Origin of the sequence: Streptomyces sp. SID13031 (assembly GCF_010548305.1) — a bacterium.
GTDB lineage: Bacteria > Actinomycetota > Actinomycetes > Propionibacteriales > Kribbellaceae > Kribbella.
Genome location: NZ_JAAGLV010000026.1, coordinates 48,129 through 73,500, shown reverse-complemented (window position 1 = coordinate 73,500; position 25,372 = coordinate 48,129). Strand labels below are relative to the sequence as shown.

The window sequence follows — 25,372 nt, the reverse complement described above, 5'->3', positions numbered from 1 at the left end:
TCACTGCGCGTGTCCATCTGTTTTTCCGGCAAGCGCTTCCGTTACTCCTGGTTACCGGTTAGGGTGCCGCGATCAACGGGAAAACACGGTGGCTGCGCCGCCGAGGGGGTTTTACTGCATGATGTTGCGCTCAAAGCTGATCGCTGCCGCCTGCGCGGCCGTCCTGCTGCCGCTCGCCGCCGTGAAGGTGATGGCCGCCGACCCGCCGGAGCACCTCGGTGAGGGCCAGCCGGTCGGGAACCGGTCCGTGGCCGACCCGGCGCTCCAGATCAGGCAGGCGACCAGCTCGTACTACGTGACGTCGTACGGCCAGCCCGACGACCACTCGCCCGAGCCGTGGGAGATCCTCAGCGCCACCAACGGCGCACTGGCCCGGACCACGCCCCGCCTCCGCGACGAGCCGGACAAGGTCCCAACCCTGCTCGGCAAGTACGTCGTCACGACCGCGGCAGCCGAGATCAGCTTCCGCGACATCGCGACCGACGCGGTCAGCCAGGTCGCAGTACCGGCCGGAGCGACGTACCAGGGCGCCTACCCCGGCGGCGTCCTGCTGTCCCGCGCCGCGGATAGCTCGTTCGCCCTGCGCGCAGTGGACAACACCGAGAAGCCCGTCACCGGCGCCACCTTCGGCGACCCCGTCATCCTCGACACGACCGCCACCTCGATCCTGATCAGCGTTGCCGGCCAACTCTCAGTAGTAGACACAGCAACCGGTACTGCGACCGCTGTCGCGACGTTGGCCGCCAACCCAGCCTGGGCAGCCCTGACGCCCAACCGCGTGCTCTGGCAGACCGCGGCGACCGCCGACTCCAAGACGGTCGGCTGGAAGCAAGGCGCGACCACTGGCTCAGCAGATGTCCCCTTCGGGCTGCCCCTGCTGACGGTCGGCGACGACCTCGCAGTGCGGGTGCCCGAGACCAAGCAGCTGACGAAGATCGCCGTCAGCGGCGGCGCTGTCACCGCAGCGTTCGTCATCGGCGTCCACGACGCGGCAGACCTCGGCAACGGCCGACTGCTGGTCAGTGCGCAGAGCAAGGTGGCCAGCGTCGGCGCGGACGGCGTACTGACGACCGTCAAGGCCACTCCCGCCTTCGCCGCTCAGGTCAGCGGAGTGGGGATGTCCGGTGCGCGCGTGGTGACGGCGGACTACCAGCCGGACCACGGTGTCTTCGAGACGACCACCAACGGCACCACCTGGACCTCCCTGACAACCAGTAACGACACCAAGCCGCTCCAGCTCGAGGGGACCACCCTGGTGACCTACCAGGCCGGTATCGCCCGAGTGCGCGGCTCTGGCGGCGATCTGACCTTCCCTGCAGCCGACGAGGTCGTGCTGGGCAAGGGCGGCAAGCTGGTCTCGCACCGCGCGCCGAATGCGGCGACGGCAGAGGTCTACAACGTCGCCACCAAGACCAAGCTCGCCGACTACGCAGTGCCGTTCGCCCTGGCCGACAGCTCGGTCTGGACGGTCACCGAACCCGGCGTACTGACCGGCAAGGACCTCGGCACCCAGGCGACCAAGACTGTCACCGTGGCCAGTGGCTGCACGGTCGGTGCTGACCAGGTGAACGGTCGCTGGGCCCTGCTCAGTGGCTGCAACGGCGGCAACCAGGTCGTCGACGTGAAGGGCCCGGAGGCTCCGCGCAACCTGAGCGTCGCCCCAGACGCCCAGCTCGGCAACGGGTTCGTAGTACAAACCGCTACCGGGCAGGACAGGAACGGGCTGTCCACCAAGGAGTTCCTGGTCACCGACCTCAACGACCAAGACCTCGGGCAGCGGCGCTACGGCCCCATCAACGGCAGGCTCCTGCAGCCGGCCAGCTTCCGTACTGACGGTGGAGGCGGCGCCAAGATCGTCTACGCCGACCCGGACGCGCGGCCGCGGATCATCACCCTCAGCTGGCTGAAGGTCGACCCGCAGCAGCGACCGGACACCACTGCGCCGGTGCTGACCAGTGCGACCGCCGGCGACCGGCTGCGCGACAACACGAGCCTGTCGTTCAACTGGGCCTACACCGACCCGCAGGACCCGAACGCCCCGGCGACCGGGGTCCTGTCCTACGACCTTCGCATCCAGCAGCGGCCCAACCGCACTACGGCGTACGGCGCCTGGAACCAGGTACCCAGCTGGCAAGGGCTCAGGACGACAGGGGCCAGCTACAGCGCAGTACCGGGTACTGACACCTGTTGGCAGGTCCGTGCTCGCGACTATGCCGGCATGGTGAGCGCCTGGAGCACCTCCTATTGCAGCGAGGTCGACGGCATCGCACCGGTCGCCGTCACGCTGAGGATCGGCGACCGGGTCAACCTCGCGACGCCGGCCACCGTCCGCTGGTCGTACACCGACGAGACCTCGGTCGCCAACTACGACGTCGTCTACAAGACCGCGGCAGCCGGCGCCGCCTTCGGTAAATGGATCTACCCGGCTGTCTGGCAGAACACGGAGCTCAAGTCGATTTCCTGGGAACCACGGCTGGGCATGGACGAGTGCTTCATGGTCCGCGCCCGCGACGTTCTGGGGAACCTGTCGGCCTGGTCGCCGCCGCTGTGCTCCGACGCGCCGCAGGACGACCGCGCGCTGACCTCCTCCGGCACGGTGGTCCGGGCGACCGACCCGATCGCTTTCCAGGGCACCACCTCGACCCTGAAGGCCAACGGCGCGTTCCTCACCAAGACCGCCGAGGCGGGCCTGCGGATCGCGGTGGTCGGCATCAGCGGACCGGGCCAGGGCAAGGTCGACGTCTACCACGCCAACATCAAGATCGGCACCGTCTCGCTGGCCGCCACGACAAAGGCTCGCGTCGTCATCTACCTGCCGGTCACGGTGTTCCGCACCGGCGCCGTCAAAATCGTGTCGACCTCCACGGCCCCCGCCGTCATCGACGGCGTCGCCTTCCTGAGGTACTGACACCTATAACGCAACGTGATCAGTGTGAGCCCCGTCGCCGCCCGGTGACGGGGCTTGCTCATTGCAACAAGTGGTAATTGAGCTCCGGGGAATGGAAACCGGACGACAAGCGCTTACCTCTTACGCGATACTGGAAAGTGCGCCGTTTTCCGGTAGCAGCCCATCCCGAGCCGAGTCATGTTGGGAAGTGCGCCCCTCCAGATGCCCTCAGAGCCACCTGCCCAAGCGCCCTCTATCGCTGCCCCCTCTAGCCGTCCGAATCCCCGGCGGAGCCAGAATCTCTGGCGACTCCGCCCCTACCTCCGCCCGCACAAGTGGCGCCTGGTGACGATGTTCACCACGGCGATCCTCGGCGTAGGTGTCAGCCTCACCGTCCCGCTCGTCACCCGGGCCATCATCGACGGCCCGGTCACCCGCCGCGAGATCGACCTCCTGCTCCCCCTCGCCCTGCTGGCACTCGGCCTGAGCATCAGCGAGGTCCTGCTGGTCTGGGTCCGCCGGTGGGCCCAGTCCCGCGCGGTCAGCGACCTCGAGGCCGCTCTCCGCAACGACCTCTACACCCGGCTGCAGGCGCTCCCGATGGAGTTCCACAGCCGCTGGCAGAGCGGTCAGCTGCTCTCCCGGGTCACCGCCGACCTGTCCACCATCCGCCGGTTCATGGGCTTCGGCCTGCTGTTCCTGGTGATCAACATCCTGCAGCTGGTGGTCGTCACCTTCCTGCTGCTGCGGCTGTACTGGCCGCTCGGCGTCGTCGTACTGGTCGCCGCCGCGCCGATCATCGTGGTGTCACTGAAGTTCGAGAAGAAGTACCTGGCGATCTCCCGCCGGGTGCAGGACCAGCAGGGCGACCTGGCCACCCGGATCGAGGAGTCGGCGGTCGGCTTCCGGGTGATCAAGGCGTTCGGCCGCCGCGAACACGTCAAGCAGCAGTTCGACGACGGCGCGGTGAAGCTCTACGAGACCTCGGTCGACAAGGTGAAACTCGCCTCCAGGTTCTGGACCTTCCTGGAGGTGATCCCGAACCTGACGCTGGTGATCGTGCTGCTGCTCGGCGCGCTCGCCGTCGGCCGGGACGCGATCTCCCTGGGCACCCTGGTCGCCTTCATCACCTTGATGCTGTCGCTGATCTGGCCGGTCGAGTCGCTCGGCACCATCCTCGCGATGGCGCAGGAAGCGATGACGTCGGCGGACCGGATCAGCGAGATCCTGGACACCGAGTCCACCATCACCGACGGGCCCGACGAGCTGGTGAACCCGCGTGGTCACCTGGTCTTCGAGAACGTCAGCTTCCGGTTCGACCCGGACTCGGCCGACGTCCTGCACGACATCAACCTCGACCTTGCTCCCGGTACGACGCTCGCCCTGGTCGGCGCCACCGGCTCGGGCAAGACCACCCTGACCGCCCTGGTCCCCCGGCTGTACGACGTGACGGGTGGGCGGATCGTGATCGACGGGTACGACGTCCGCGACCTCACCCTGAAGTCGCTGCGGACCGCCGTCGCGTCGGCGTTCGACGACCCGACGCTGTTCTCGATGAGCGCGCGGGAGAACATCACCCTCGGCCGGCCGGACGCGACCGACGCCGAGGTCCAGCAAGCCCTGGAGATCGCCCAGGCGACCTTCGCGAACGACCTGCCCTGGGGGCTGGAGACCCGGGTCGGTGAGCAGGGCATGTCGCTGTCCGGTGGCCAGCGGCAACGACTCGCCCTGGCGCGCGCAGTACTGGCCAGGCCCGCGGTACTGGTCCTGGACGACACGTTGTCCGCGCTCGACGTGCACACCGAGGCGCTGGTCGAGGAGGCGTTGCGGAACGTGCTCGCGGCCACGACCGGCATCGTCGTCGCGCACCGGGCCTCGACGGTGATGCTCGCCGACCAGGTCGCGCTGCTCGAGGGCGGCACGATCACCCATGTCGGCACGCATACCGAGTTGCTGGCGACGGTACCGGCGTACCGGACGCTGCTCGCGGCGGAAGAGGAAGAGGTGCACGCATGACGACGACCCAGCAATCACCTCAACCTCAACCCAGTGAGCAACCGGCCGCGGAAGAGTCCTGGCGCGGGTACGCCGACGACCCGGACAACGAGTTGTCGAAGGCGACGACGCTGCGGCTCAAGGAGCAGTCGCGCAAGTTGCTCGGCGAGCTGCTCCGGCCGTACAAGAAGATGATCTGGCTGCTCATCGCGATCGTCGTGGTCGAGAACGCGGCCCGGCTGTCGGTGCCGTACCTGGTCCACCTCGGCATCGACAAGGGCATCCCGCCGATCCTGGCGGGTGAGGGCAGCAAGACCCTGGTCACCATCGTCTTGGTGGTGCTGGCCTCGGCGCTGATCCAGGCCGGCGCGCGGCAGATCTTCCTGATGCGGTCCGGCCGGCTCGGGCAGACGATCCTGCTCGGTCTGCGGCGGCGGGTGTTCGACCACTTCCAGCGGCTCAGCCCGTCGTTCCACGACAAGTACACCTCGGGCCGGGTGATCTCGCGGCTGACCTCCGACGTCGACGTCATCGACGAGATGCTGGAGACCGGTTTCGACGGGCTGGTGACGGCCCTGCTGACACTGGTCGGGACGGCGATCCTGCTGCTCACGCTGGACGTCAAGCTCGGGTTGCTGGCGTTGCTGTCGTTCCCGGTGCTGTTCCTGCTGACCGCATGGTTCCGGCGGCGGTCGGCAGTCGTCTACCGGCGTACGCGCGAGGCCGTCGTCCTGGTGATCGTGCACTTCGTCGAGTCGATGACCGGCATCCGCGCCGTCCAGGCGTTCCGCCGGGAGACGCGCAACGAGGAGATCTTCTACGGCGTCAACGACAAGTACCGCGAGGCGAACCTCGAGTCGTTCCGGATCAACGCGATCTTCATGCCGTCGATCAAGGGCGTCGGCAACATCACCATCGTCGCGATCCTCGCCTACGGCGGCTGGCAGGCGTACCACGGGCACGTGACCGTGGGCGTGCTGACCGCGTTCCTGCTGTACCTGCGGCAGTTCTTCGAGCCGCTGCAGGACATCTCGCAGTTCTACAACACCTTCCTGTCGGCGAGTGCTGCGCTGGAGAAGCTGTCCGGTGTACTGAACGAGAAGCCAGACGTCGCCGAGCCGGTCAAGCCTGCTCGGCCGGCGGTGCACGCGCGCGGGCATCTGGAGCTGCGCAACGTGCAGTTCCGGTACGTCGACGGCGTGCCGGTACTGCCGGGGCTGGACCTCGACGTACCGGCTGGGCAGACCCTGGCTCTGGTCGGTACGACGGGTGCGGGCAAGACCACCATCGCCAAGCTGGTGGCCCGTTTCTACGACCCGACCGGCGGGCATGTCCTGCTGGACGGGATCGACCTGCGCGACCTGACCGAGGACGACCTGCGCGAGCGGGTGGTGATGGTGACCCAGGAGAACTTCCTGTTCACCGGCTCGGTCGCCGACAACATCCGGTTCGGCAAGCCGGATGCCACGATGGACGAGATCGTCGGCGCGGCCAAGGTGATCGGCGCGCACGACTTCATCATGGCGCTGCCCGACGGCTACGAGACGGCGGTCGCCAAGCGCGGCAGCCGGCTGTCGGCGGGTCAGCGGCAGCTGGTCGCCTTCGCCCGCGCGTTCCTGGCGGATCCGGCGGTACTGATCCTGGACGAGGCGACCTCCAGCCTCGACATCCCCAGCGAGCGGCTGATCCAGCGCGCGCTGCGCACCATCCTCGACGACCGCACCGCGATCGTCATCGCCCACCGCCTGTCCACGGTGGAGACCGCCGACCGGGTGATCGTCCTCGAACACGGGCGCATCATCGAAGACGGCGCGCCTTCCACCCTGATCACCACCGGCGGCAACTACGCCGACCTCCACCAGGCCTGGGAAGACTCCCTGGCCTAGCAGTACTGCGACCGCCCCGCGCCTCGTCGAGGTGCGGGGCGGTTGTCATGTGATGAGGAGGAGCTTGCCGGTGGTGCTGCGGGACTGCAGGGCTGTGTGCGCCGCGTGCGCGGCGGCTAGTGGATAGGTGGCGGCTATGCGCGGGGTGAGGGTGCCGTCCCTCAGGTGGTTGAACAGGAGGTTGGCTCGGGTGTGGAGAGCTGCAGGGGTACTGACGAAGTGGCGGAGGGTGGGGCGGGTGATGGTCAGGGAGCCGGCGGGGCCCAGGCGGGAGAGGTCGAACGGCGGGACTGGGCCGCTGGATCGGCCGTAGAGGACGAGGGTGCCTCGGGGGGCCAGGGAGCGCAGGGAGTCTTCGAAGGTGGACTGGCCGACAGAGTCGTAGACGACTGTGGCTCGCCCGGCAGCCAAGCCGGCGAAGGCTTCATAGGCGACCGCATGGTCGGCACCGGCAGCCATCGAGAGTGCGGCCTTCTCGTCGGTGGAGACGGTGGTGATGACTTCTGCGCCCCGCGACTTGGCCAGCTGGGTCAGGAGCAGGCCGACTCCGCCGGCACCAGCGTGGATGATGACCAGGTCTTCGCGCTGTACGGCGTACGAGTCAGTGGTCAAGTACTGCGCAGTCAGCCCCTGCAGCAAGATCGCGGCGGCCTCCTGGTGGCCGACCTCTGCCGGCAGCGGGATCGCCTTCCAGGCCGGCGCCACCACCTCGTCGGCGTACGATCCCTGGATGCCTTGCCAGCAGACGCGTTGACCGACCACCGGCGTGGAGACATCCGGCGCGACCTCGGTGACCGTGCCGCTGCCCTCGCCACCGGGCACGTACGGGAACTCGCGTGGATAGGCCCCCGTGCGCTCCTGGATGTCGAGGTAGTTGACGCCGATCGCCACCACCGAGATCCGCACTTCGCCTGCCCGCAACGGGATCGACGGTCGCTCGACCAGCCGAAGAGTGTCCGGATCGACCGCCTCGATCACCTTCACCGGTGGAATGCCTCGACCACCTGGCGGACCCGTTCGGCCGCCGCGAAGCCGGCCAGGTCCGGTGAGTGATCACCGCGGATGGCCTGCGCGAAGAGCGTCAGGCGGGTTGCCTCCGACCCGAGCTCGCCGGTCAGCTCGACCGGCTGCCAGTCATTGCCGTCAGCAACAAACAGGTCGCGCCAGGCGGTCAGCTTGAAGGATTGCCTGGTTCCGCGCAGGATCCACTCATAGGTCTCCGGCCCGGCGGCACCGACGATCCCGCTCAGCTGAACCGGGATCTCCCCCGCCTTCAACAGCCCGTACGCCGCCGTCTCACTCACCTCGCTCCGGTGCTCCAACTCCGTGTGAATCGCGTGCAGCGGGCCGACCAGCCGATCGGTGAGATACGCGAAGTGCGAGAACACCTCGCGCACGAACCCGCCCTGCGGCCGCTCGCCCACCCACGTCGCCCCGGCCTGGAACCTCCGCGGCCACACCGGGAACGCCAGCCGGATCTCGACCCCGAGCACGTCGCCGACCCGGCCGTCCGCGATCGCCTGCTCGACGTACCGGGTGGACTGCCGGTCGGACAACGAGAAGTTCACCGCCGCGGCCCGGGCCGACGCGACCGCCGCTTCGAGCATGGCCGCCGCATCATCGTCCGACACGGCCAGCGGCTTCTCGCAGAACACCGCCTGACCCGCCTCGAACGCCGGTACGGCGAGCGCCGCGTGCGTGGCGGGCGGCGTCGCGATGTAGACCGCGTCGACGTCGCCGGCGCCGATCACGTCGGCGATCAAGGTACTGAAGCTGATGTCCGGGTGCTCGGCCCCGAGCGCGGCGACGATCTCCGGCGCGAGGTCGACCGCGTGGGTGACGGTGAAGTCCGGGTGGTCGAGCGCCCTGGCGAGCAACTGCCGGCCCATCGCGCCGAGGCCGACGATGCCGAGACGAATCGGTGCTGTGGTCATACCGATCAGTCTGTCGCGCGCCAGACCTTCCAGTCCATCTACTCTTTGGACATGCAACCGTTAAGCCACGACTTCATGGATGACCTGCGCAGACTCCGCGTACTGCGTGAGTTCCGCGAGCGTGGCACGGTCACGGCGACGGCCGGGGCATTGCACCTGACTCCCTCCGCCGTATCCCAGCAACTCGCCGGGTTGTCGCACGATCTCGGTTTCCCGGTCACTCGCAAGGACGGCCGCCGGATCGCGCTGACTCCCCGCGGCGAGGCGCTGCTGGCGCACGCCGACGCCGTCTTCGCCCAGCTCGAGCACGCCCGCCACGACCTGCAGACCTTCGACGAGACGCTCCGCGGCAAGGTACGGATCGGCGCCTTCTCCACAGCCCTCGCCGGCCTGTTGCCCGCGGTCTTGAGCGGCCTGGCCGTCGACCATCCCGACCTGCTCGTGTCCGTCCGCCAAAGCGAGCCGCCCCAGCTCTTCGACGCAGTGGACGCCGGCCGCCTGGATGTCGCCATCGCGGTGGCCTTCGACGGCTCACCGACCGTCGGCGACCCGCGCTACCACCGTCTCGAGCTGGGCGCCGACGTGCTGGACGCCGCAGTACCGGCGGATCACCCGCACGCTGCAGACGCCACGATCGATCTGCGGGACCTCGCCGAGGATCCCTGGATCACCGGCTCCCCCGGCGGCTGCTGTGCCTCGATCACGGCCACCTCCTGCGCCGCGGCCGGCTTCACCCCCGACATCCGCCACCAGGTCGACGACTGGCTGGCCGTGACCCAACTGGTTGCCCACAACCACGGCGTGGCCCTCCTCCCCCGCCTGGCCCAGCAAAACCTCCCACCCAATCTCAGCGTCCGCCCAGTAGCCACCCAACAACCCCAACGGCACCTCTTCGCGGCAGTCCAAGAGGGCGCCCAGGGCTCTCCACTTCTGCAGGCAGTCCTTGGCCATCTGTACCGAGCGGCAGGCAGTAGTCAGCTGACCTAGCACTGCCCCCGCCTGGCTAACCACTCCGGGCCGGCCAAAATCGGCACTACTTCCTGTCGCTCGGTACCTGTCCGAGGCGGCGGCTACGTTGACTGGCATGTTGACCTCGTTGGCAATTGAGAACTACCGCTCGCTGTTGCGGCTGGTGGTGCCGTTGGGGCGGGTGAACGTGGTGACCGGGGCCAACGGGACCGGGAAGTCGAGCCTCTACCGAGCCTTGCGGCTGCTGGCTGATGCTTCGCGGAACGGGGCGGTGGCCGCATTGGCTCGCGAGGGTGGGCTGCAGTCGACGTTGTGGGCGGGTCCGGAGAACATCTCCAAGGCGGTGCGGCGAGGCGAGCAACCGACCCAGGGAACCGTCAGGACGAAGGCGGTCGGGCTGCGGATGGGGTTCGCGTCCGAGGACTACGGATATGCGATGGATCTCGGGCTGCCGGTGCCCAGTTCGTCGGCCTTCGCGCTCGATCCGGAGATCAAGCGGGAGGCGTTGTGGGCCGGGCCGTTCCTGCGGCCGGCCGCCTTGCTGGCCGAGCGCAGGAACGGTGGCGTCCGGATCCGCGACGACGACGGCAAGTGGCGAGACAGCGGTCACCAGTTGCAGTCCTTCGACAGCATGCTCAGCGAGTACGCCGATCCCGATCGCGCGCCGGAGCTCTTGAGCCTGCGAGAGCGGATGCGATCGTGGCGGTTCTACGACCACCTGCGGACCGACGCCGATGCACCGGCACGGCAGGTGCAGATAGGAACCCGTACGACGGTGCTCGGGCCTGAGGGCGCCGATGTCGCGGCTGCGCTTCAAACGGTCCGGGAGATCGGTGCGCCCGGTGCGCTCGACGCCGCGATCGAGCAGGCCTTTCCGGGCAGCGTCTTGAACATCCAGAACAACGGCGGCCGCTTCGAAATCGCCTTCCGCCAGCACGGACTGCTCCGGCCGTTGTCCGGGGCGGAATTGTCCGACGGCACGCTCAGGTACCTGCTCTGGGTGGCCGCGCTACTGACGCCGCGACCGCCGGCGCTGCTCGTCCTCAACGAGCCCGAGACGAGCCTGCATCCTGAGCTGCTCCCCGCGCTGGCAAATCTCGTCGTCACCGCAGCCAGGAACACCCAGGTCATCGTGGTGACCCACTCGCGCCCGTTCCTCGCCGCGCTGCAGGCCGGGTCGGAGGAGACCAGGCTGGATCTGCGGACGATCGAGCTCGTGAAGGAGTTCGGTCAGACGACTATCGAGGGCCAGGGCCCGCTGGACGAGCCGCCGTGGAAGTGGCCGAGCCGCTGACAGCAAGCTGCCGTCCACCGCACGCCGCCTCACGGGTTGGTGGAGTCGCCGAGTGTGATCCGCATGGCCAGGTACTCGAGATCCTGGAGCTCGGCGCGATCAGCTGGCGTTGACGGCCGGCTCGGCCTCGTCCTTGACGCTTTCGAAGCGGACCAGGATGAGTGCGCCGATCGCGGTCACCACGAACCCGGCGGCCGCACCGGCCCACCAGCCGTCGCGGATCTTGTCGTCGAGCACCAGTACGCCGACTGCGGCCGGCGTGATCGTCTGCAGCGCGATCATCGGAGTGGTGGCCAGCGTCACCGACCCGCGTTGCAGGGCGAGCGAGTAGAGCAGGAACGCGAGCGCGGCCGAGACGGGCAGCGTGTACGTCGTGGGGCTGGAGAACAGGGCGCTGATCGAGCTGTCGTCGAGCATTCGCGCCGAGATCGCGACCCCGGCGTACCCGAATCCCGCGAGCACTCCGAGTACCGCGGTCGCGCTCGCGTGCTGCGAACGGCTCGCCAGACCACCGAGCACCGCGATGGCGATCAGCCCGACGATCACGCCGATCGTCAGGCCGTGATGAGTGGCGGCCTCCCCCGCGTCGCCGGACGAGACCGCGAGCAGCCCGAGTCCGGCGCAGACGGCGACGACTGCCGACCACTCGATCGCGGACAGCTTGTCCGCCATCAGACGGGTCGCCAGCAAGGCGGTGACCACGAGACTGACCGCGATACCTGCCTGTGCGAGGTACAGGGGAACCAGTCGCAGGGCGACGAAGTGCAGCCCGAAGCCGGCCAGCTGGAGCACGAGCGCGCCGAGGAACGCGGGCTGCTTCAGGAGTGCGGCGACGAACCCGCCGAGGCGGCGCGGGTCGAGCTCCGAGCCGGTCGGCACCTTGCGGGAACCGACCGCCTGCAGGATCGACGCGATCCCGAAGACCACTGCGGCGCCGAGGGCCGCGCCCAGTCCGAGTAGCAAGTCAGGCGGCCTTACGCCGGGGTGCCCAGAACGTCAGGTAGAGACTGAGCCCCGCGTAGTACACGAGATAGGCCAGCGAGATGCCGACCACGATCGGGCTCGGGTTCGGCATCTGGGTCAGCAGGACGGCGTACGCGGCGAGCCAGATCAGCGTGGTGATCAGGTTCATCGACCGGAACACCTTGGTCCGCGAGGGGTAGACGTACTTGATCGGGACGAAGACCAGGATCGAGCAGGTCAGCAGGATGATGCCGGTCGCGGTCTGGCTGAGGTCGAGCACGACGACGTAGAAGGCGACCACGTTCCAGTAGCTCGGGAAGCCCAGGAAGAAGTGGTCGTCGGTCTTCGCGTCGGTGCGGCAGAACTGGTAGCTGGAGGCAAGCAGCGGCAACGCGGCCAGCGCGGCACCGATGAAGCCGTGGGGCAGGTAGCCGCCGGTCCACAGCAACACGATCGGGGCGAAGGCATACGTCAGGTAGTCGACGATGTTGTCGAGCATCGCGCCGTCGAACCACGGGATCGTCTCCTTCACCCGGAGCCGGCGCGCGATCATCCCGTCGGTACCGTCGATCCAGAGCGCGGCCAGGCCGAGCCAGAGCGCGCGGACGGCGTCCCCGTCGATCGCGGCGATCACGATCAGGAGCGCGAGCACCGTTCCGCTCGCGGTATAGGCATGCAGTGCAAGTCCGGCCAGACGCAACCGCGTCGACCCGACGAACGGTTCCCGCACCGCGTCATGTGTGGTCAGGAGAACTCCCAGAACTCGGCCGGTGCCACGCGCCGGACTACCGCCGTCAGCGTCTCACAAGGCGGGTGCGCCGCTGGTGACGGCATACCATTCCGCCGTGGACGTCTTGACCGACTTCGGCGGCATGGCCCGTACCTTCCCGTTGATGCGGGGCGGCGGCGCGCTGCTCGTGCTGGTCGGACTCGGCCTGGTCATAGGCGGAGCAGGCGGTCGTCGCTGGTTGCTGCCGAGCCTGATCACCGGCGCCGCGCTGGCCGTGCTGGTGATGATGATCGGCGGCATCACCAAGACGATCTTCAGCGCCCTCGGCTACCCGGCGATCTACCAGTACGTCGCGTTCGGCATCGGGGTGGTCGCCGAGGTCGGGCTGGTCAACCTGGTGGTGGCCAAGGTCCCCGACCGGGAGTCACGACAGTTCTGGTTATGGATCCTGCTCGTGGTCGGCGTGCACTTCCTCATCCTGGCGTTCTCGCACGGCCCGATCTGCGGACTGCTCGGTCTGCTGTGCATCATCAACGCAGGGCTCGGGCTGCTGGTACCGGAGCTCCCGTATCGCGTGCTGTGGGTGACCGACGGCGTTTTGAAGGTCGCCGCCGGCTCCACGATGGTGTGGCTCAGTTACTAGCCGGCTCCAGCAGGAAGAGCGGGATGATCCGGGTGGTCTTCGTCTGGTACTCCGCGTAGTTCGGGAAGGCTTCGACCGAGCGCTCCCACCACAGCTTGTACTCCTCGCCCTCGATCTCGCGGGCGACGTACTCACCGGTCTGCTCGCCGTCCTGCAACTGAATCTTGGGGTCGGCCTGCAGGTTGTAGTACCAGACGGGGTGCTTCGGGGCGCCACCGAGCGAGGCGACCGCGGCATACACGCCTTCGTGCTCGACGCGCATCAGCGGCACCTTGCGGATCTTGCCGGACTTGGCGCCTCGCATGGTCAGCAGGACGACCGGCTGGCCGTTGTTGAACTGGCCTGCTTTGGTGTCGCCGGCGGCCTCGATCTTCTCGACGGCGGTCCGGACCCAATCGGTCGGGCTGGGGGCATATTCGGATTCGGAGGATGACATGTCACCCATCCTGCCCGATCGGGCAGGATCGCGCTCCTTACGCGTGGTGGGCCGCCTGGAAGCGAGCGACCCGGGCGGCGCGTTCGCGCTCCATCCGGCGGCGGGGGTCGAGGTGGTCGGGCAGGGTCGCGGGGCCGGCGATGTGCAGCAGCAGCCAGGTCAGGCGCCAGCGGATCTTGTACGGCAGGCTCAGTCCGTCGGTCTTCTTGCTCATCAAATCTCTCCAATTACTTGGTGTGGCAATAGTTTGTACACCAATTGATACTATAGTCAACGCTGACCGAAGGAGAGATATGCCCGGTACGTCCGATGAGGTGGACCTGCTAGCCCTGGACCGTCAGGTCTGCTTCGCGCTCGCGGTCGCATCCCGCAGCGTGATCGCGCTGTACCGCCCACTGCTGGAGCCGATGGGCCTGACCCACCCGCAGTACCTGGTGATGCTCGCCCTGTGGGAGGAATCCCCCCTGTCGGTAAAGCAACTCAGCTCACTGCTCCAACTGGACCCCGGCACCCTCTCCCCCCTCCTGAAACGCCTGGAGTCCGCCGGCTACCTCACCCGAGCCCGAGACCCCCGCGACGAACGCTCTCTCGCAGTAACTCTCACGGACTCCGGCCAGGCCCTTCGCACCGAGGCGCTCAAAATCCCCCCGGCAATCATCACCCGCCTAGGCATGCCCCTGCAGGAACTAGAAGCCCTCCACAAATCCCTCACCCAAGTGATAGCCGCCGCAAACACCTGATGCGCATCGCGGCCCACCAGGTTCCGGAGTACCGGCTCGACCTCGATGCGGCTCTCCAGCAATTGGAGTCCGCAAGCTCTGACGTCGACGTCGCCTTGTTCCCTGAGTGCTATCTCCAGGGCTACCTGACGGACCCCGCGGTCGCCGGTGAGCACGCCATCGATCTGCAGTCGGAGGCCTTCGAGAAGGTGCTCGCCCGCCTGGCGACGGTCGAACCAGCGCTGGTCTTCGGGCTGATCGAGCGCGATCACGACCGGATCTACAACACCGCGGTCCTGGTCCACCACGCCGCCGGGAAGGTAGCCGCTCAGATCCCACTCCAGACCAAGGGTCGAATCGTGGTCGAGGTCTGACCGCTACCGTTGTCGCCATGGGCGAGGAGACACAGGCAGACGAGGCGGCTGCTGCTGCGCACACAGAGGGTCGCGCGGCCGCTCGTGAGCTCGTCGCGGAGTACGAGGCCGAGCATGGCCCGATCCCCGACGAACATCATCGGCACGCCAGGGAGTTCATGGCGGAAGCTGGGCTGCTCGACTCCGCTACGAGCTGATCGCTCCGCGGCGCGGTGGGCAGCGGTGGTTTAGCTGGGTGTGCATTCCTGGAGTTGGGCTGCGGTGGCTATTTTGGCTGCTATCCAGCGGCGGCGGTGGAAGTGGGCCTTCAGGAGTCTGTGGACTCCGTCTAGGACTACTAGGCGGCCTCGGTAGGCGACCAGGTGGATGGGGAAGTCGAGGTCGGCGTCCATTACGCGTTCGTAGTGGGGGCGGAAGTTCATCGGGGTGGCGGCTACCTGGTTCGGGGTGACCTTGAAGCGTTCGCCGTTGAGTTGCCAGAGCGGGAGGTCGAACATCCAGAGGAGGTCGGCCACCTCTACCGGCTCGACCCGGAGGTCCAGGGCCCAGAGTTTGCCGAGTTGCCAGTGGGTTTGCGGGAACACGTCGCGCATCGAGTCCGGTGTCATCGCCAGCAGTTCGTCGAACGACACGTCCGGCGCGTTCCGGTCGGCGCCGCTGTCCACCCCATCGATCGTCACGACCGTGCACGCTACGCCATCCCACCGGTCAGCCCGGCAGATCCCACCGGTCAGCTCTGCCGATCCGCGCGGGTCGGTTCAGATGCTGTGCTTGCCTCGGCGGCGGAAGAGGAGGGCGGCGCCTGCCAGCAGGAGGCCGCCGGCCGCCAGGAAGATGCCGCCGACCATGCCGAGGGACAACGCCGGCGTGGAGTTCCGGCTCAGGGTGACGCCTTCGACCTGTACGCCGCCCGCGGCCGGCGGCGGCAGGTTCGGAGGGCTGGCCGGGTAGGTCGTGTCCTGTACTTCCGTACTCGGCGGATCCTCAGCCGGTTGGGCGTGCCGAGTAGTGGTCGACGCCGTCTGCGGAGTTCGGGAGGGCGACATCGAGGGAGTCCGCCGAAAAAACGGAGCTGGAGTCATGCCCGGCCGGTTGGGCCGCCTCGCGGTCGGGGACGCCGACGGGGTGACGCTAGGGGTCGGCGATGGAGTGGTGGGTGGACTGGTGGGCGGCGTGGTGGGCGGGGTCGACGTCGGCGTACCGGGTGAGGTTTCCGTCGGGGTGGGTGACGGGGTCGGCGTAGGCGTGTCGCTGACCGGAATCGTCGGCGGCAGCTCCTCGGCGTAGGCCGGCTGCAGACCGAGCATGAGCGCGGCAGGGAAGGCGATCAGCAGTAGCGGCAACATCCTGGCCGAGTTAGCGATCACGGCACTGCCCCGTTCGAGCGAAGAGCGAAGATTCCCTCTCTCCAGCAGTATGCGCGCCGTCAGCGGGCGTAGCGAAGCATTGCGGCCTTACGGCGTTGCATCTTCGTGGTGAACCCTGGGCGCGCGACGGCGCAGTCCGGAGACTCCGACGGGTTCGTCTTCCGGTGGATGACCACGATCGCCGAGTCGTCCCCCGGTCCGCCGATCTCGTCGACCAGCTCGAGCGCGGCACCTCTGAAGCCCGTCGCGACCAGCCGCTCGGCATGCCCGGTGAGCCGATCCGTCCCACGCTCGATGTCGCGCCGTGGTGTCTCGACCATGCCGTCGCTGTAGAGGAACAGCGCGTCCCCCATCTTCAGCTGACCGCGATTCACCACGAAGTCCGGCGTCTCGACCAGCCCGAGCAGCGGCCCGTCGGCGTCCCGCGTCTGCCACCGCCCCGACCACGCGTCGAACTGGATCGCCGGCGGATGCCCAGCGGTCCGTACTTCGAACTCGCCCGTATGCATGTCCACGGCGACGTGCACAACGGTGGCGAAGTCATCGCTCCAGTCCTGCCGACGCAGGTAGTGATTCGCCGCCGGCAGGAACTCCTCGACCGGTACCACCCCGAGCAACCCGCCGAACGCACCCGACAGCAGCAGCGCCCGCGTCCCGGCGTCGATTCCCTTGCCGGACACGTCGACGAGCGCGATCTCGAGCACCTCGTCCGGGCGCGTCGTCGACACCACGAAGTCACCGGAGAACGATGCGCCACCGGCCGACCGGATCGCCTGCTCGGCCCGCCAGCCCGGCGGCAGTACGGGCAGCTCACCCTGAGCCGTCAGCGTGTCGCGCAGCTCCATCAGCATCGTCTCGCCACGACTGCCCTGGACGCCGAGCCGGCTGCGCACCTTCGCGCCGGTCAGGACGATCCAGGCGACCACCCCGAGAACGAGCACGAACCCGGTCTTCGGCAGCCCGGACGCGCGTTCGGACACGACGTACGAGCCGGTGACCATCGCGAACAGCGTCAGCAGGACCAGCGGCCGGAAGCGCAGCAGCAATCCACCGAGCAGAAGAGGTATGACCAGGACGGTAGTGGGTATGAAGGACGGCATCGCCAGTGCGGCGGAACTGACCGTGACCGTCAACGCCAGCAGACCGACGAAGGCCAGCTGGTGTGACCTGCGCGCGCGTCGAAGCAACGACTCGGCTCGATTGCCGACTCGTCGCACAACAGCGTTGCCGCCACCGCCGCTACTCATGGTGAGAGAAAGATAACGGCACTACTCGGTCCGCGCATCAAATTGTCACAACTTGATTGCAGGAGATTCACGATCGAGACCGGCTGATCGCTCAGCCACGCCGGGTCAGCCCGGTCCGCTGGCACTTCGGGCACCAGAAAAGGTTGCGCCCGGCCAGGAGCTCGGTCCGGATCACCGAGTCGCAGACGTGACAGTGCTGGCCCTGCCGGCGGTACACGTAGACCTCACCGCCGTGGTCGTCCTGGCGTGCGTCGCGGCCCATCGCCTCGGGAGTGTGGTCGTCGGCGACGGTATCGATCCGGCCGGTCTCGACGCCGTACTTCATCAGCGCGACCAGGTCGGTCCACATCCCCTGCCATTCCTTCTTCTTGACCAGGTGGCCCGGCGTCTTCGGGTGCAGCCTGGCGCGGAACAGCACCTCCGCGCGGTACACGTTGCCGACTCCACTGAGCACTTCCTGGTCCATCAGCAGCTGCCCGATCGGCAGCTTGCTGCGGTGGATCCGCTTCCACGCCAGCTCGGGGTCGGCGTCGTCGCGCAGCGGGTCGGGGCCGAGTCGCTTGATCAGCGCCTCGCGCTCGCCGTCGGTCAGTACCTCGCACACGGTCGCGCCACGCAGATCGGCGTACGCCGATGCGTTCTGCAGCCGGAGCCGGACCTGACCGACGGGTTGCGGCGCGGCGTCGCCGGCCTCGATCCGGCCGAAGTCGACCTTGCCGATCAGCCCGAGGTGGATGTGCAGCCAGCCGGCGCCCTCGAAGTCGGCGAGGAAGTGCTTGCCGTGCGCCTCGGTCCCGCGCAGGACGTGCCCGTCGAGCAGCCCGGCGCCCTCGACGAATCGCCCCTGCGGACTCGACGCGCGGACGACCCGGCCACCGAAGTCGTCCCAGACGTCGTTCGCGAGCCGATGCAGGGTGTGGCCTTCGGGCATGATTCCTCTTATGGGTCTGACGTCAGGTACAGGTAAGGGCCGTAGCGGTGCGCCCACTCCGGCCGTGGTCGGCACCGGCCGTTCGATGCGGGCCCGGGATGTCTCCAGGCCCCACACCCCCGACCGGCCAGCGCGGAAGCGGACGGCGCAGAAGCAACAGGAACCGGAAGCTCAGGCCGACGGCAGCGGCGGCAGTACGCCGGTCTCCTCGTAGGCGGACAGCATCTCGATCCGCCGGGTGTGCCGCTCCTCGCCGGAGTACGCGGTCGCCAGGAAGATCTCCACGAACGCCGTCGCCTCCGCCTCGGAGTGCATCCGGGCGCCGACGCTGACGACGTTCGCGTTGTTGTGCAGCCGGCCGAGCTCGGCGGTCTCGGTACTCCAGGCCAGCGCGGCCCGGACGCCCTTAACCTTGTTCGCGGCGATCTGCTCGCCGTTACCCGAGCCGCCGATCACGATGCCGAGGCTGCCCTCGTCGCCGACGGTGCCCTCGGCCGCCCGCAGGCAGAACGGCGGATAGTCGTCGATCGCGTCGAACACGGCCGGGCCGTGGTCGACGACGTCGTGCCCGGCACCCGTGAGGTGCTGGACCAGGTGGTTCTTCAGGTCGAAGCCGGCATGGTCAGAGCCGATGTGCACTCGCATGACCAGAAGTCTTACAGGTCCTACGGACAGTCTGGGACCCCGGGGAGCTTCGGGCCGCTCATGCCGACGTACACGTTGGTGACGTAGCCGTTGTACTTCGGGAGATAGGCCCACCATTCGCTACTGCGCGGCGGAGCGTCGATCAGCTGCCCCTTCTTCTGGCAGCTCACCAGTACGTCGACCCCTGACGGCAGCGTGCCCAGGACGCCGCCGGAGGTGTTCGGCGCGGTCCGGACCCGTACTCCGGACCCGGTGGTCGTCAGCCAGTTCCCTGGCGTCTTCACCGCGCCTGGCACGTTCAGCGTCCGGGTCAGCCGGGTCACGTCGTTGTAGGCCTTCCCGTACCCCGTCCCGTCGGGGTGCAGCGTGTAGACCGCGACGATGGTCCGATCCCCCGACCCCACGGTCCCGGTGGTGTGCAGAGCCTCGCTGGTGAGGTCCACGCCGGCTTCCTTGGGCTTGTCCTTGTCCTTGCCGAACCCAGTGGAGTTCGGGAAGCCCGACCAGCCCTGCTTGATCGCAAACGCCGGGTCGAACACCGACGCGATCCCGAAGTACTGGTCGAAGCCGTCGGTGCCGTAGCGCGTCGGCTGGTGCAGGTTGCTCATCACGAAGGTCCGTACGGGTGCCGGAGCCTGGTCCAGCAGGTAGCGGTAGATCCGGACGGTGTCGGCAGCAGTGAAGGCCGCGTAGCCCCAGAAGCCAGGGTGGGTGGCCGGCGGGCCGGCCGTGTGGGTCAGGCCGAGCCGCGCCACCATCCGGTTGATGATCGCCGTGCCACCGAGGGAGTCCCAGTAGTAGCTCGCCGCATCGTCGTCACTGCTGCGCAGCATGACCTCCAGCCGGGCCCGGTCGGCCGCCGGGATGTCGTACGCCGGCCCGCGGTTCCAAAGGAAGTCGAGCACCAGCAGCAGCTTCACCACCGACGCCGACCGGAACTGCAGGTCCGGGTTGAGCACGTCGGTGAACTGCCCGGTCTGCCGGTCGAACACCGCGATGCCCGCCGTCACCCCGGGCGGGACGACGACCGCCTCGGCCGTAGTTGCCGACGACGTCGCCGCCCACGAAGGACTCACCGACGCCGTCAGCCAGATCACGCTTGAACCGGCGAGCATCACGGACAGACCACTGCGCAGAAGCTTCATTTGGCAACCTACTCACCGTCGAGCGATTAACTTGGTGAGTAACCTTCGCGCGGACCGATCGCCAAGATCAAGCCTTGCCAGCGAGTTCGAACCATCAATCGAAGCTGGGACTCCGGTCCCTGGTCCGCTTCAGCTCGAAGAAGCCGTCGGTCGCGGCGACCAGCCGGACGCCGTCCCACAGCTTGCCGGCCGCCTCACCCTTGGGCGCCGGGGTGACGACCGGCCCGAAGAAGGCGGTGCCCTCGACGGCGATGACCGGCGTACCGACCTCCATGCCGACCAGTTCCATCCCGGCCAGGTGCGACTTGCGCAGCGCGTCGTCGTACCGGTCGGTGTCGGCGGCCTCCAGCAGCGAGGCCGGCAGGCCGGCTTCTGCCAGCGACTCCTCGAGCAGGCCGTCGCCGTTGATGCCGCGACCCTCGACGTGGATTCGATGACCGAGTGCGGTGTAGAGCGGCAGCAGGACCTCGCTGCCGTGCGCCTGCTCGGCGGCGATCAGGATCCGGACGATGCCGAGTTTGCGGTGCCAGTTGGCGTTGTGCTCTTCACGGTCCTCGTTCAGGATCGCGAGGCTCATCACGTGCCAGGCGGTCTGTACGTCCCGGACCTGCTCGACCTCGAGCATCCAGCGAGACGTCATCCAGGCCCAGGGGCAGGCCGGGTCGAACCAGAAATCAGCGGTGGGGGTCATGTTTTCGATCGTACAAACTGAAACCAGCCTGACCGGGGCGGTGGGGTGGGGGATGAGACAAATCCGTACTTCGGAGCGCGTGGCGTCTCGCCTGGCGGACGGTCACCATCGGGCACCGACCCGTCACCCTCGGAGAACACGGGATCAAGCTCTGACAACGCTTTCGCGGAGGTTGTGCAAGTCGGGGGGAATCCCTCGGCCATCGAAGCATCCAGGTGCATAGGATGCCGACATGCCTGGAACCAACCTGACGCGCGACGAAGCGCGCACCCGCGCCGGCCTGGTCAGTGACGTGAGCTACGCGATCGAGCTCGACCTGACCACTGCCGCGAGCGGCGCCGCGACCTTCGCGTCGACGACCACCCTCACCTTCACCGCCGAGGCCGGCGCGAGCACCTTCGCCGACCTGATCGCGGCGACCGTGCGCGAGGTGACGCTGAACGGCCGCCCCCTCGAACCGGACAGCGTGTACGACGGCGCGCGGCTGCAACTGGATGGCCTGGCCGAGCGCAACGAGCTCGTCGTGGTCGCGGACTGCATCTACTCCCGCACCGGTGAAGGGTTGCACCGCTCGGTCGACCCGGCCGACAAGGAGACCTACCTCTACACCCAGTTCGAGGTACCGGACGCGCGCCGGGTGTTCGCCACCTTCGAGCAGCCCGACCTGAAGGCGCCGTTCACCTTCACCGTCTGCGCGCCGGCCCGCTGGGTCGTCATCTCCAACGCGCCGACGCCCGAGCCGGCGCCCTACAAAGGACACGGTAAGGGTGCCGACGGTGAGGACCTGGCGACCTGGAGCTTCGCGCCGACCGAGCCGATCTCGACCTACATCACCGCCGTCGTGGCCGGTCCGTACCACGTCGTCACCGACGCCTACGAGGGCCCGAACGGCACCTACCCGATGTCGCTGCTGTGCCGCCCGTCGCTGGCCGACGCGCTCGACGTCGAGGACCTGTTCGAGGTGACCAAGCAGGGCTTCGAGCTGTTCGAGCGCGCCTTCGGTACGCCGTACCCGTTCCACAAGTACGACCAGGCGTTCGTGCCGGAGTACAACATGGGCGCGATGGAGAACGCGGGCTGCGTGACGATCCGCGACGAGTACATCTACCGCAGCCGGACCACCCACGCCGAGCTGGAGAGCCGCGCGAACACCGTGCTGCACGAGCTCGCGCACATGTGGTTCGGCGACCTGGTCACGATGACGTGGTGGGACGACCTGTGGCTGAACGAGTCGTTCGCCGAGTGGGCCAGCCACTGGGCCCAGGCGACCGCGACGACGAAGTACGCCGGCGCCTGGACGACCTTCTGCAACGCCCGGAAGAACTGGGCCTACCGGCAGGACCAGCTGCCCTCGACGCACCCGATCGCGGCCGACATGGTCGACTTCCACGCGGTCGAGGTGAACTTCGACGGCATCACCTACGCCAAGGGCGCCTCGACGCTGCGCCAGCTGGTCGCCTTCGTCGGTGAGGACACCTTCATCACCGCGCTGAAGGAGTACTTCGCCGACCACGCGTTCGGCAACACCGAGCTGGCCGACCTGCTCAAGCCGCTGGAGAAGGCGTCCGGGCGCGACCTGGACGACTGGACCGAGCGCTGGCTGCGGACCGCGGGCGTGAACACCCTGCGTGCCGACTTCACCGTCGACGCCGACGGCGTGTTCCAGACCTTCGCGATCGAGCAGACCGCGGTGGCCGACCACCCGACGCTGCGGCCGCACCGGCTCGCGGTCGGGCTGTACCGGCTGACCGACGAGGGCCTGGTCCGTACCGAGCGGTTCGAGGTCGACATCGACGGCCCACGGACCGAGCTCGCCGAGCTGATCGGCGCGACCCAGCCCGATCTGGTGCTGCTCAACGACGACGACCTGACCTACGCCAAGATCCGGCTGGACGAGCGGTCCCGGCTGACGCTGGTCGAGTCGATCGACCAGCTCAAGGACTCGCTGGCCCGCGCGCTGGCCTGGGGTGCCACCTGGGACATGACCCGCGACGCCGAGATGCCGGCCAGCCAGTACGCCGGGATCGTGCTCAAGGGGATTCGCGCCGAGACGGACCTGACCGGCGTACGGTCGCTGCTCGGGCAGGCCACGTCGGCGATCAACAGCTACGCGGCGCCGGAGAACAGGGCTGAGCTGCGCGCGCAGTACGAGGTGGCACTGGCTGAGCTGCTGACCGATGCCGAGGCGGGCAGCGATCACCAGCTTGCCTTCGCCCGGGCCTACATCGGTGGCGTCTTCTCGGCCGCCGGCGCCGACCGGTTGGCCGGCTGGCTGGACGGCAATGACCTGCCGGCCGGGCTCGTGGTCGACACCGACCTGCGCTGGACGCTGATCGTCGCGCTCGCCCGGCTCGGCCGGATCGACGCCGACGCCATCGACGACGAGCTGACCCACGACACCACCATGACCGGCCAGGAGCGGGCCGCGCAGGCCCGCGCCGCCCGGCCGACCGCCGAGGCCAAGGCCGCCGCGTGGCAGATCGCCGTCGAGTCCGGGGACACCCCGAACGAGACGCAGTTCCGGACCATCCTGGGCTTCCAGCAGCCGGGCCAGGAGGATCTGCTCCGGCCGTACGTCGGCAAGTACCTGACCGCCGCCAAGGACGTCTACACCCGGCTCGGCTCGTCCATGGGCGAGAACGTGCTGGTCTACCTGTCCCCACGCGGCCTGCCCGAGCAGTCCACCCTGGACGCGCTGAGCAGCTGGCTCGATGCCGAGGCCGAGGCAGTCGACGCACCGACCCTCCGGTACGTCGGAGAGGCCCGTGCCGACCTGGTCCGTGCGCTGGAGGCCCAGCGGCGCGACGCGGTCGGCTGATGGGTTCTGATCCCTCGTTAGCCGGCGCCTCGGCCGTGGCCCTCACGGGCCTGGCCGAGGCCTACCGGCCGCGGCCGATCACGCCGTTGATGCCCTGGCGGTTCACCGGACGGCTGGTAAAGCCGTACGTGATCACTGCGCGCGGTCGCTCCTGGGACGACCAGATGGTGGCCCTGGCGCGGACCGCAGCGGCCCGGCAGCTGGAGTTCGACGACGCGATGGGCGCCGTCGGGCTCGGTGTGGTGATCCTGCATCTGGCTGACGACGCCATCTACCTCGTCGTGCAGAGCTGGGCGAAGGACTTCCAGTCGCGGCTGAGCATCTTCAGCGGGATGGACGTGGACGACCTGCGCCCGGCTCCGACCGGAGTCGCGCCGTGCGTCTGGGAGCTGGAAGTCCTCAGCCACGAGCGGGCGTCGTACGTGAGTCACATCCTGAACGCCGAGGTCGACGTGGAGAGCTGGCTCGACGACTGCCTGGACACCCGCCCGGCCCCGAAACCAGGCGCCATCCCGTCCGGCACCTGAATCGACCCGGGTAAATACCACTCGGTATTTCTTGTTTACCCCATTCTGATGGGTAAAGGAGTGCCGCCGGGATAATCAATCCCGGGTAATTGGCACCATCAGCTGCACCCCCGGACAGTGGCGGCACGTGCGCTGACCGTGACAATGAAGCGTTTGAATGTCACCGGATCGCAGCGGCCCGGTCGCAGCCCGCGTTCACCTTGTCCACAAAGAGATTCTCACCACCTGAACTGGGCTCACTTTTCGCCTCGGCCGGATTAAGCTGACACGAATATTCGGCCAGAGGAACCGGGGAGGACCTTTGTCGTGACACACGTGGATGACCGGAAAGGACCGACCCGGGCAAAACGCTCGGCCGGCCGGCCGGCGAACCGCGCCAACGCGCGGGCGCTGAACCATGGCGGCGACAGCCGGGTGACAGCCCGGGCCGGGCGCGCTGTTCCGACCAAAGACATCGCCGCCTCCCAGTTCGAGCGCGAGCTGGACAGCGCCGAACGGCTGGCTGCAGGCAAGCGCGCCGCCCCCCGGCAGAAGGCGGTCAGATCCCGCACTGCGGTCGTCGCCGTGATCGTCGCCGGCGCCGCGATCGTGGCGACCTTTGCGTACATCCTCACGAACGGCAGCTCGCCGGCGCCGCAGGCCGGCGGCAACCCGCCGCCTGTCCTGGCCCCGCAGACCACGGCCCCGCCCACGACCGATGCCGGCGCCAATCCCGCGCCCGCCGCGGTCAACACGGTCAAGGCCGATCGCAAGCCGCCCGTCGCGCCCCAGACCACCGCCGGCCGGACGTCGGCAACGCCGAACACCGGCCCGGCCTCACCCGTCTTCCGGCGCGGCCAGTGGATCTCGGTGGTCGACACGTACTCGACCGATGCCGGGATGAATGCCGATCAGCTCGCCAAGGGGCTGGCCGGCAAACTGATCGCGGCCGGCATCCCGGCCCGGGCGATGATGCTCGACGGCCAGTATCCGGGGATCGCGAACAGCACCCTCCAGCCGCAGAGCGACGCCTGGGTCGTGTATCTCGCGCCGCTCTCCACCGCCGAGGCAGCACTGAAGCTCTGCCAGGCGCCGAAGACGCAGGCAGCCCACTCCAACCTGGCCTGCCCCACGTACGAACCGGCCGCCAAGGCAGGCTGAGTCCCGGCCGCTGCTCGAGCGGCCGGGGGCA

The 25,372-nt window shown here is 68.3% G+C and carries 26 protein-coding genes; 13 read left to right on the top strand and 13 right to left on the bottom strand.

The annotated features are described in order from the left end of the window. The first annotated feature begins 118 nt into the window (after positions 1 to 118). The 3 genes from G3I17_RS36000 (at position 119) to G3I17_RS35990 (ending at position 6,768) form a co-directional block, all read left to right on the top strand. Complete coding sequence (locus G3I17_RS36000; RefSeq protein WP_164603207.1) at positions 119 to 2,908, top strand: hypothetical protein; 2,790 nt, start codon at positions 119 to 121, stop codon at positions 2,906 to 2,908. A gap of 330 nt (positions 2,909 to 3,238) precedes the next feature. After that, positions 3,239 to 4,903: an ABC transporter ATP-binding protein gene (locus tag G3I17_RS35995; RefSeq protein WP_239063272.1), complete on the top strand. Its 1,665-nt coding sequence runs from the start codon at positions 3,239 to 3,241 to the stop codon at positions 4,901 to 4,903. Beyond that, entirely contained in the window at positions 4,900 to 6,768 is a 1,869-nt protein-coding gene (locus G3I17_RS35990; RefSeq protein WP_164603203.1) for an ABC transporter ATP-binding protein, read from the top strand. The genes G3I17_RS35995 and G3I17_RS35990 overlap by 4 nt, the downstream gene beginning before the upstream one ends. Positions 6,769 to 6,813: 45 nt before the next feature. On the opposite strand, the gene G3I17_RS35985 is transcribed toward G3I17_RS35990, so the two are convergent. Then, positions 6,814 to 7,752: a quinone oxidoreductase gene (locus G3I17_RS35985; protein WP_203591234.1), complete on the bottom strand. Its 939-nt coding sequence runs from the start codon at positions 7,750 to 7,752 to the stop codon at positions 6,814 to 6,816. Beyond that, complete coding sequence (locus G3I17_RS35980) at positions 7,749 to 8,702, bottom strand: Gfo/Idh/MocA family oxidoreductase (RefSeq protein WP_164603201.1); 954 nt, start codon at positions 8,700 to 8,702, stop codon at positions 7,749 to 7,751. Before G3I17_RS35980 ends, G3I17_RS35985 begins: the two co-directional genes overlap by 4 nt. A 51-nt stretch (positions 8,703 to 8,753) precedes the next feature. Here G3I17_RS35980 and G3I17_RS35975 point away from each other — a divergent pair, with 51 nt between their 5' ends. Together G3I17_RS35975 and G3I17_RS35970 are read left to right on the top strand one after the other, a co-directional pair. After that, a complete protein-coding gene (locus G3I17_RS35975) occupies positions 8,754 to 9,689 on the top strand; it encodes a LysR family transcriptional regulator (RefSeq protein ID WP_203591233.1) in 936 nt (311 codons plus the stop codon). A 97-nt stretch (positions 9,690 to 9,786) separates the two neighbouring features. Next, on the top strand, positions 9,787 to 10,965 hold the full coding sequence (locus tag G3I17_RS35970) for an AAA family ATPase (protein WP_164603199.1): 1,179 nt from the start codon (positions 9,787 to 9,789) through the stop codon (positions 10,963 to 10,965). 99 nt (positions 10,966 to 11,064) lie between these two features. Here G3I17_RS35970 and G3I17_RS35965 read toward each other — a convergent pair whose 3' ends face one another. Further along, complete coding sequence (locus G3I17_RS35965) at positions 11,065 to 11,928, bottom strand: hypothetical protein (protein WP_164603197.1); 864 nt, start codon at positions 11,926 to 11,928, stop codon at positions 11,065 to 11,067. Position 11,929: 1 nt separating this feature from the next. After that, the gene (locus G3I17_RS35960) at positions 11,930 to 12,658 is read right to left on the bottom strand and encodes a CDP-alcohol phosphatidyltransferase family protein (RefSeq protein ID WP_164603195.1); all 729 of its coding nucleotides are present in this window, start codon (positions 12,656 to 12,658) and stop codon (positions 11,930 to 11,932) included. Positions 12,659 to 12,773: 115 nt separating this feature from the next. On the opposite strand from G3I17_RS35960, the gene G3I17_RS35955 reads away from it, so the two are divergent. Next, positions 12,774 to 13,301 carry a DUF6609 family protein gene (locus tag G3I17_RS35955; RefSeq protein ID WP_164603193.1) on the top strand — a complete coding sequence of 176 codons (528 nt, stop codon included), beginning with the start codon at positions 12,774 to 12,776 and terminating at the stop codon, positions 13,299 to 13,301. Here G3I17_RS35955 and G3I17_RS35950 read toward each other — a convergent pair. Continuing rightward, positions 13,291 to 13,737, bottom strand: a complete 447-nt coding sequence (locus G3I17_RS35950; protein WP_164603191.1) for a nitroreductase family deazaflavin-dependent oxidoreductase — start codon at positions 13,735 to 13,737, stop codon at positions 13,291 to 13,293. The genes G3I17_RS35955 and G3I17_RS35950 overlap by 11 nt on opposite strands. Before the next feature lie 37 nt (positions 13,738 to 13,774). Further along, on the bottom strand, positions 13,775 to 13,951 hold the full coding sequence (locus G3I17_RS40185; RefSeq protein WP_203591232.1) for a hypothetical protein: 177 nt from the start codon (positions 13,949 to 13,951) through the stop codon (positions 13,775 to 13,777). A gap of 79 nt (positions 13,952 to 14,030) precedes the next feature. Between G3I17_RS40185 and G3I17_RS35945 the strand changes: the two genes are divergently transcribed. The 3 genes from G3I17_RS35945 to G3I17_RS35935 are packed head-to-tail and all read left to right on the top strand — an operon-like array spanning position 14,031 to position 15,027. Then, on the top strand, positions 14,031 to 14,477 hold the full coding sequence (locus G3I17_RS35945) for a MarR family transcriptional regulator (protein ID WP_164603189.1): 447 nt from the start codon (positions 14,031 to 14,033) through the stop codon (positions 14,475 to 14,477). Beyond that, the gene (locus tag G3I17_RS35940; protein WP_164603187.1) at positions 14,477 to 14,830 is read left to right on the top strand and encodes a nitrilase-related carbon-nitrogen hydrolase; all 354 of its coding nucleotides are present in this window, start codon (positions 14,477 to 14,479) and stop codon (positions 14,828 to 14,830) included. Before G3I17_RS35945 ends, G3I17_RS35940 begins: the two co-directional genes overlap by 1 nt. A gap of 17 nt (positions 14,831 to 14,847) precedes the next feature. Next, entirely contained in the window at positions 14,848 to 15,027 is a 180-nt protein-coding gene (locus G3I17_RS35935) for a hypothetical protein (protein WP_164603185.1), read from the top strand. Positions 15,028 to 15,057: 30 nt separating this feature from the next. On the opposite strand, the gene G3I17_RS35930 is transcribed toward G3I17_RS35935, so the two are convergent. Both G3I17_RS35930 and G3I17_RS35925 read right to left on the bottom strand, forming a co-directional pair. Then, positions 15,058 to 15,510, bottom strand: coding sequence for a hypothetical protein (locus G3I17_RS35930; protein ID WP_203591231.1), 453 nt, complete (start codon positions 15,508 to 15,510; stop codon positions 15,058 to 15,060). Between the two features lie 78 nt (positions 15,511 to 15,588). After that, positions 15,589 to 15,876, bottom strand: coding sequence for a hypothetical protein (locus tag G3I17_RS35925; RefSeq protein WP_164603183.1), 288 nt, complete (start codon positions 15,874 to 15,876; stop codon positions 15,589 to 15,591). Between the two features lie 34 nt (positions 15,877 to 15,910). Here G3I17_RS35925 and G3I17_RS35920 point away from each other — a divergent pair, with 34 nt between their 5' ends. Next, complete coding sequence (locus G3I17_RS35920; protein WP_164603181.1) at positions 15,911 to 16,117, top strand: hypothetical protein; 207 nt, start codon at positions 15,911 to 15,913, stop codon at positions 16,115 to 16,117. A 139-nt stretch (positions 16,118 to 16,256) separates the two neighbouring features. Here G3I17_RS35920 and G3I17_RS35915 read toward each other — a convergent pair whose 3' ends face one another. From G3I17_RS35915 to G3I17_RS35895, 5 genes are all read right to left on the bottom strand, one after another. Continuing rightward, entirely contained in the window at positions 16,257 to 17,444 is a 1,188-nt protein-coding gene (locus G3I17_RS35915) for a PP2C family protein-serine/threonine phosphatase (RefSeq protein ID WP_164603179.1), read from the bottom strand. Between the two features lie 91 nt (positions 17,445 to 17,535). Next, on the bottom strand, positions 17,536 to 18,375 hold the full coding sequence (locus G3I17_RS35910; protein WP_164603177.1) for an Fpg/Nei family DNA glycosylase: 840 nt from the start codon (positions 18,373 to 18,375) through the stop codon (positions 17,536 to 17,538). 171 nt (positions 18,376 to 18,546) lie between these two features. Then, on the bottom strand, positions 18,547 to 19,020 hold the full coding sequence (locus G3I17_RS35905) for a ribose-5-phosphate isomerase (protein WP_164603175.1): 474 nt from the start codon (positions 19,018 to 19,020) through the stop codon (positions 18,547 to 18,549). 20 nt (positions 19,021 to 19,040) lie between these two features. Continuing rightward, positions 19,041 to 20,165 (bottom strand): hypothetical protein, encoded by a 1,125-nt coding sequence (locus G3I17_RS35900; RefSeq protein ID WP_164603173.1) that lies wholly within the window; start codon positions 20,163 to 20,165, stop codon positions 19,041 to 19,043. A 94-nt stretch (positions 20,166 to 20,259) separates the two neighbouring features. Beyond that, positions 20,260 to 20,856 carry a DsbA family protein gene (locus tag G3I17_RS35895; RefSeq protein ID WP_164603172.1) on the bottom strand — a complete coding sequence of 199 codons (597 nt, stop codon included), beginning with the start codon at positions 20,854 to 20,856 and terminating at the stop codon, positions 20,260 to 20,262. Positions 20,857 to 21,088: 232 nt separating this feature from the next. Between G3I17_RS35895 and pepN the strand changes: the two genes are divergently transcribed. The 3 genes from pepN (at position 21,089) to G3I17_RS35880 (ending at position 25,341) form a co-directional block, all read left to right on the top strand. Continuing rightward, positions 21,089 to 23,674 (top strand): aminopeptidase N, encoded by a 2,586-nt coding sequence (gene pepN / locus G3I17_RS35890; protein ID WP_164603170.1) that lies wholly within the window; start codon positions 21,089 to 21,091, stop codon positions 23,672 to 23,674. Continuing rightward, entirely contained in the window at positions 23,674 to 24,201 is a 528-nt protein-coding gene (locus tag G3I17_RS35885; RefSeq protein WP_164603168.1) for a hypothetical protein, read from the top strand. The genes pepN and G3I17_RS35885 overlap by 1 nt, the downstream gene beginning before the upstream one ends. A gap of 306 nt (positions 24,202 to 24,507) precedes the next feature. Further along, a complete protein-coding gene (locus G3I17_RS35880; RefSeq protein WP_164603166.1) occupies positions 24,508 to 25,341 on the top strand; it encodes a hypothetical protein in 834 nt (277 codons plus the stop codon). The last annotated feature ends 31 nt before the right edge of the window (positions 25,342 to 25,372 follow it).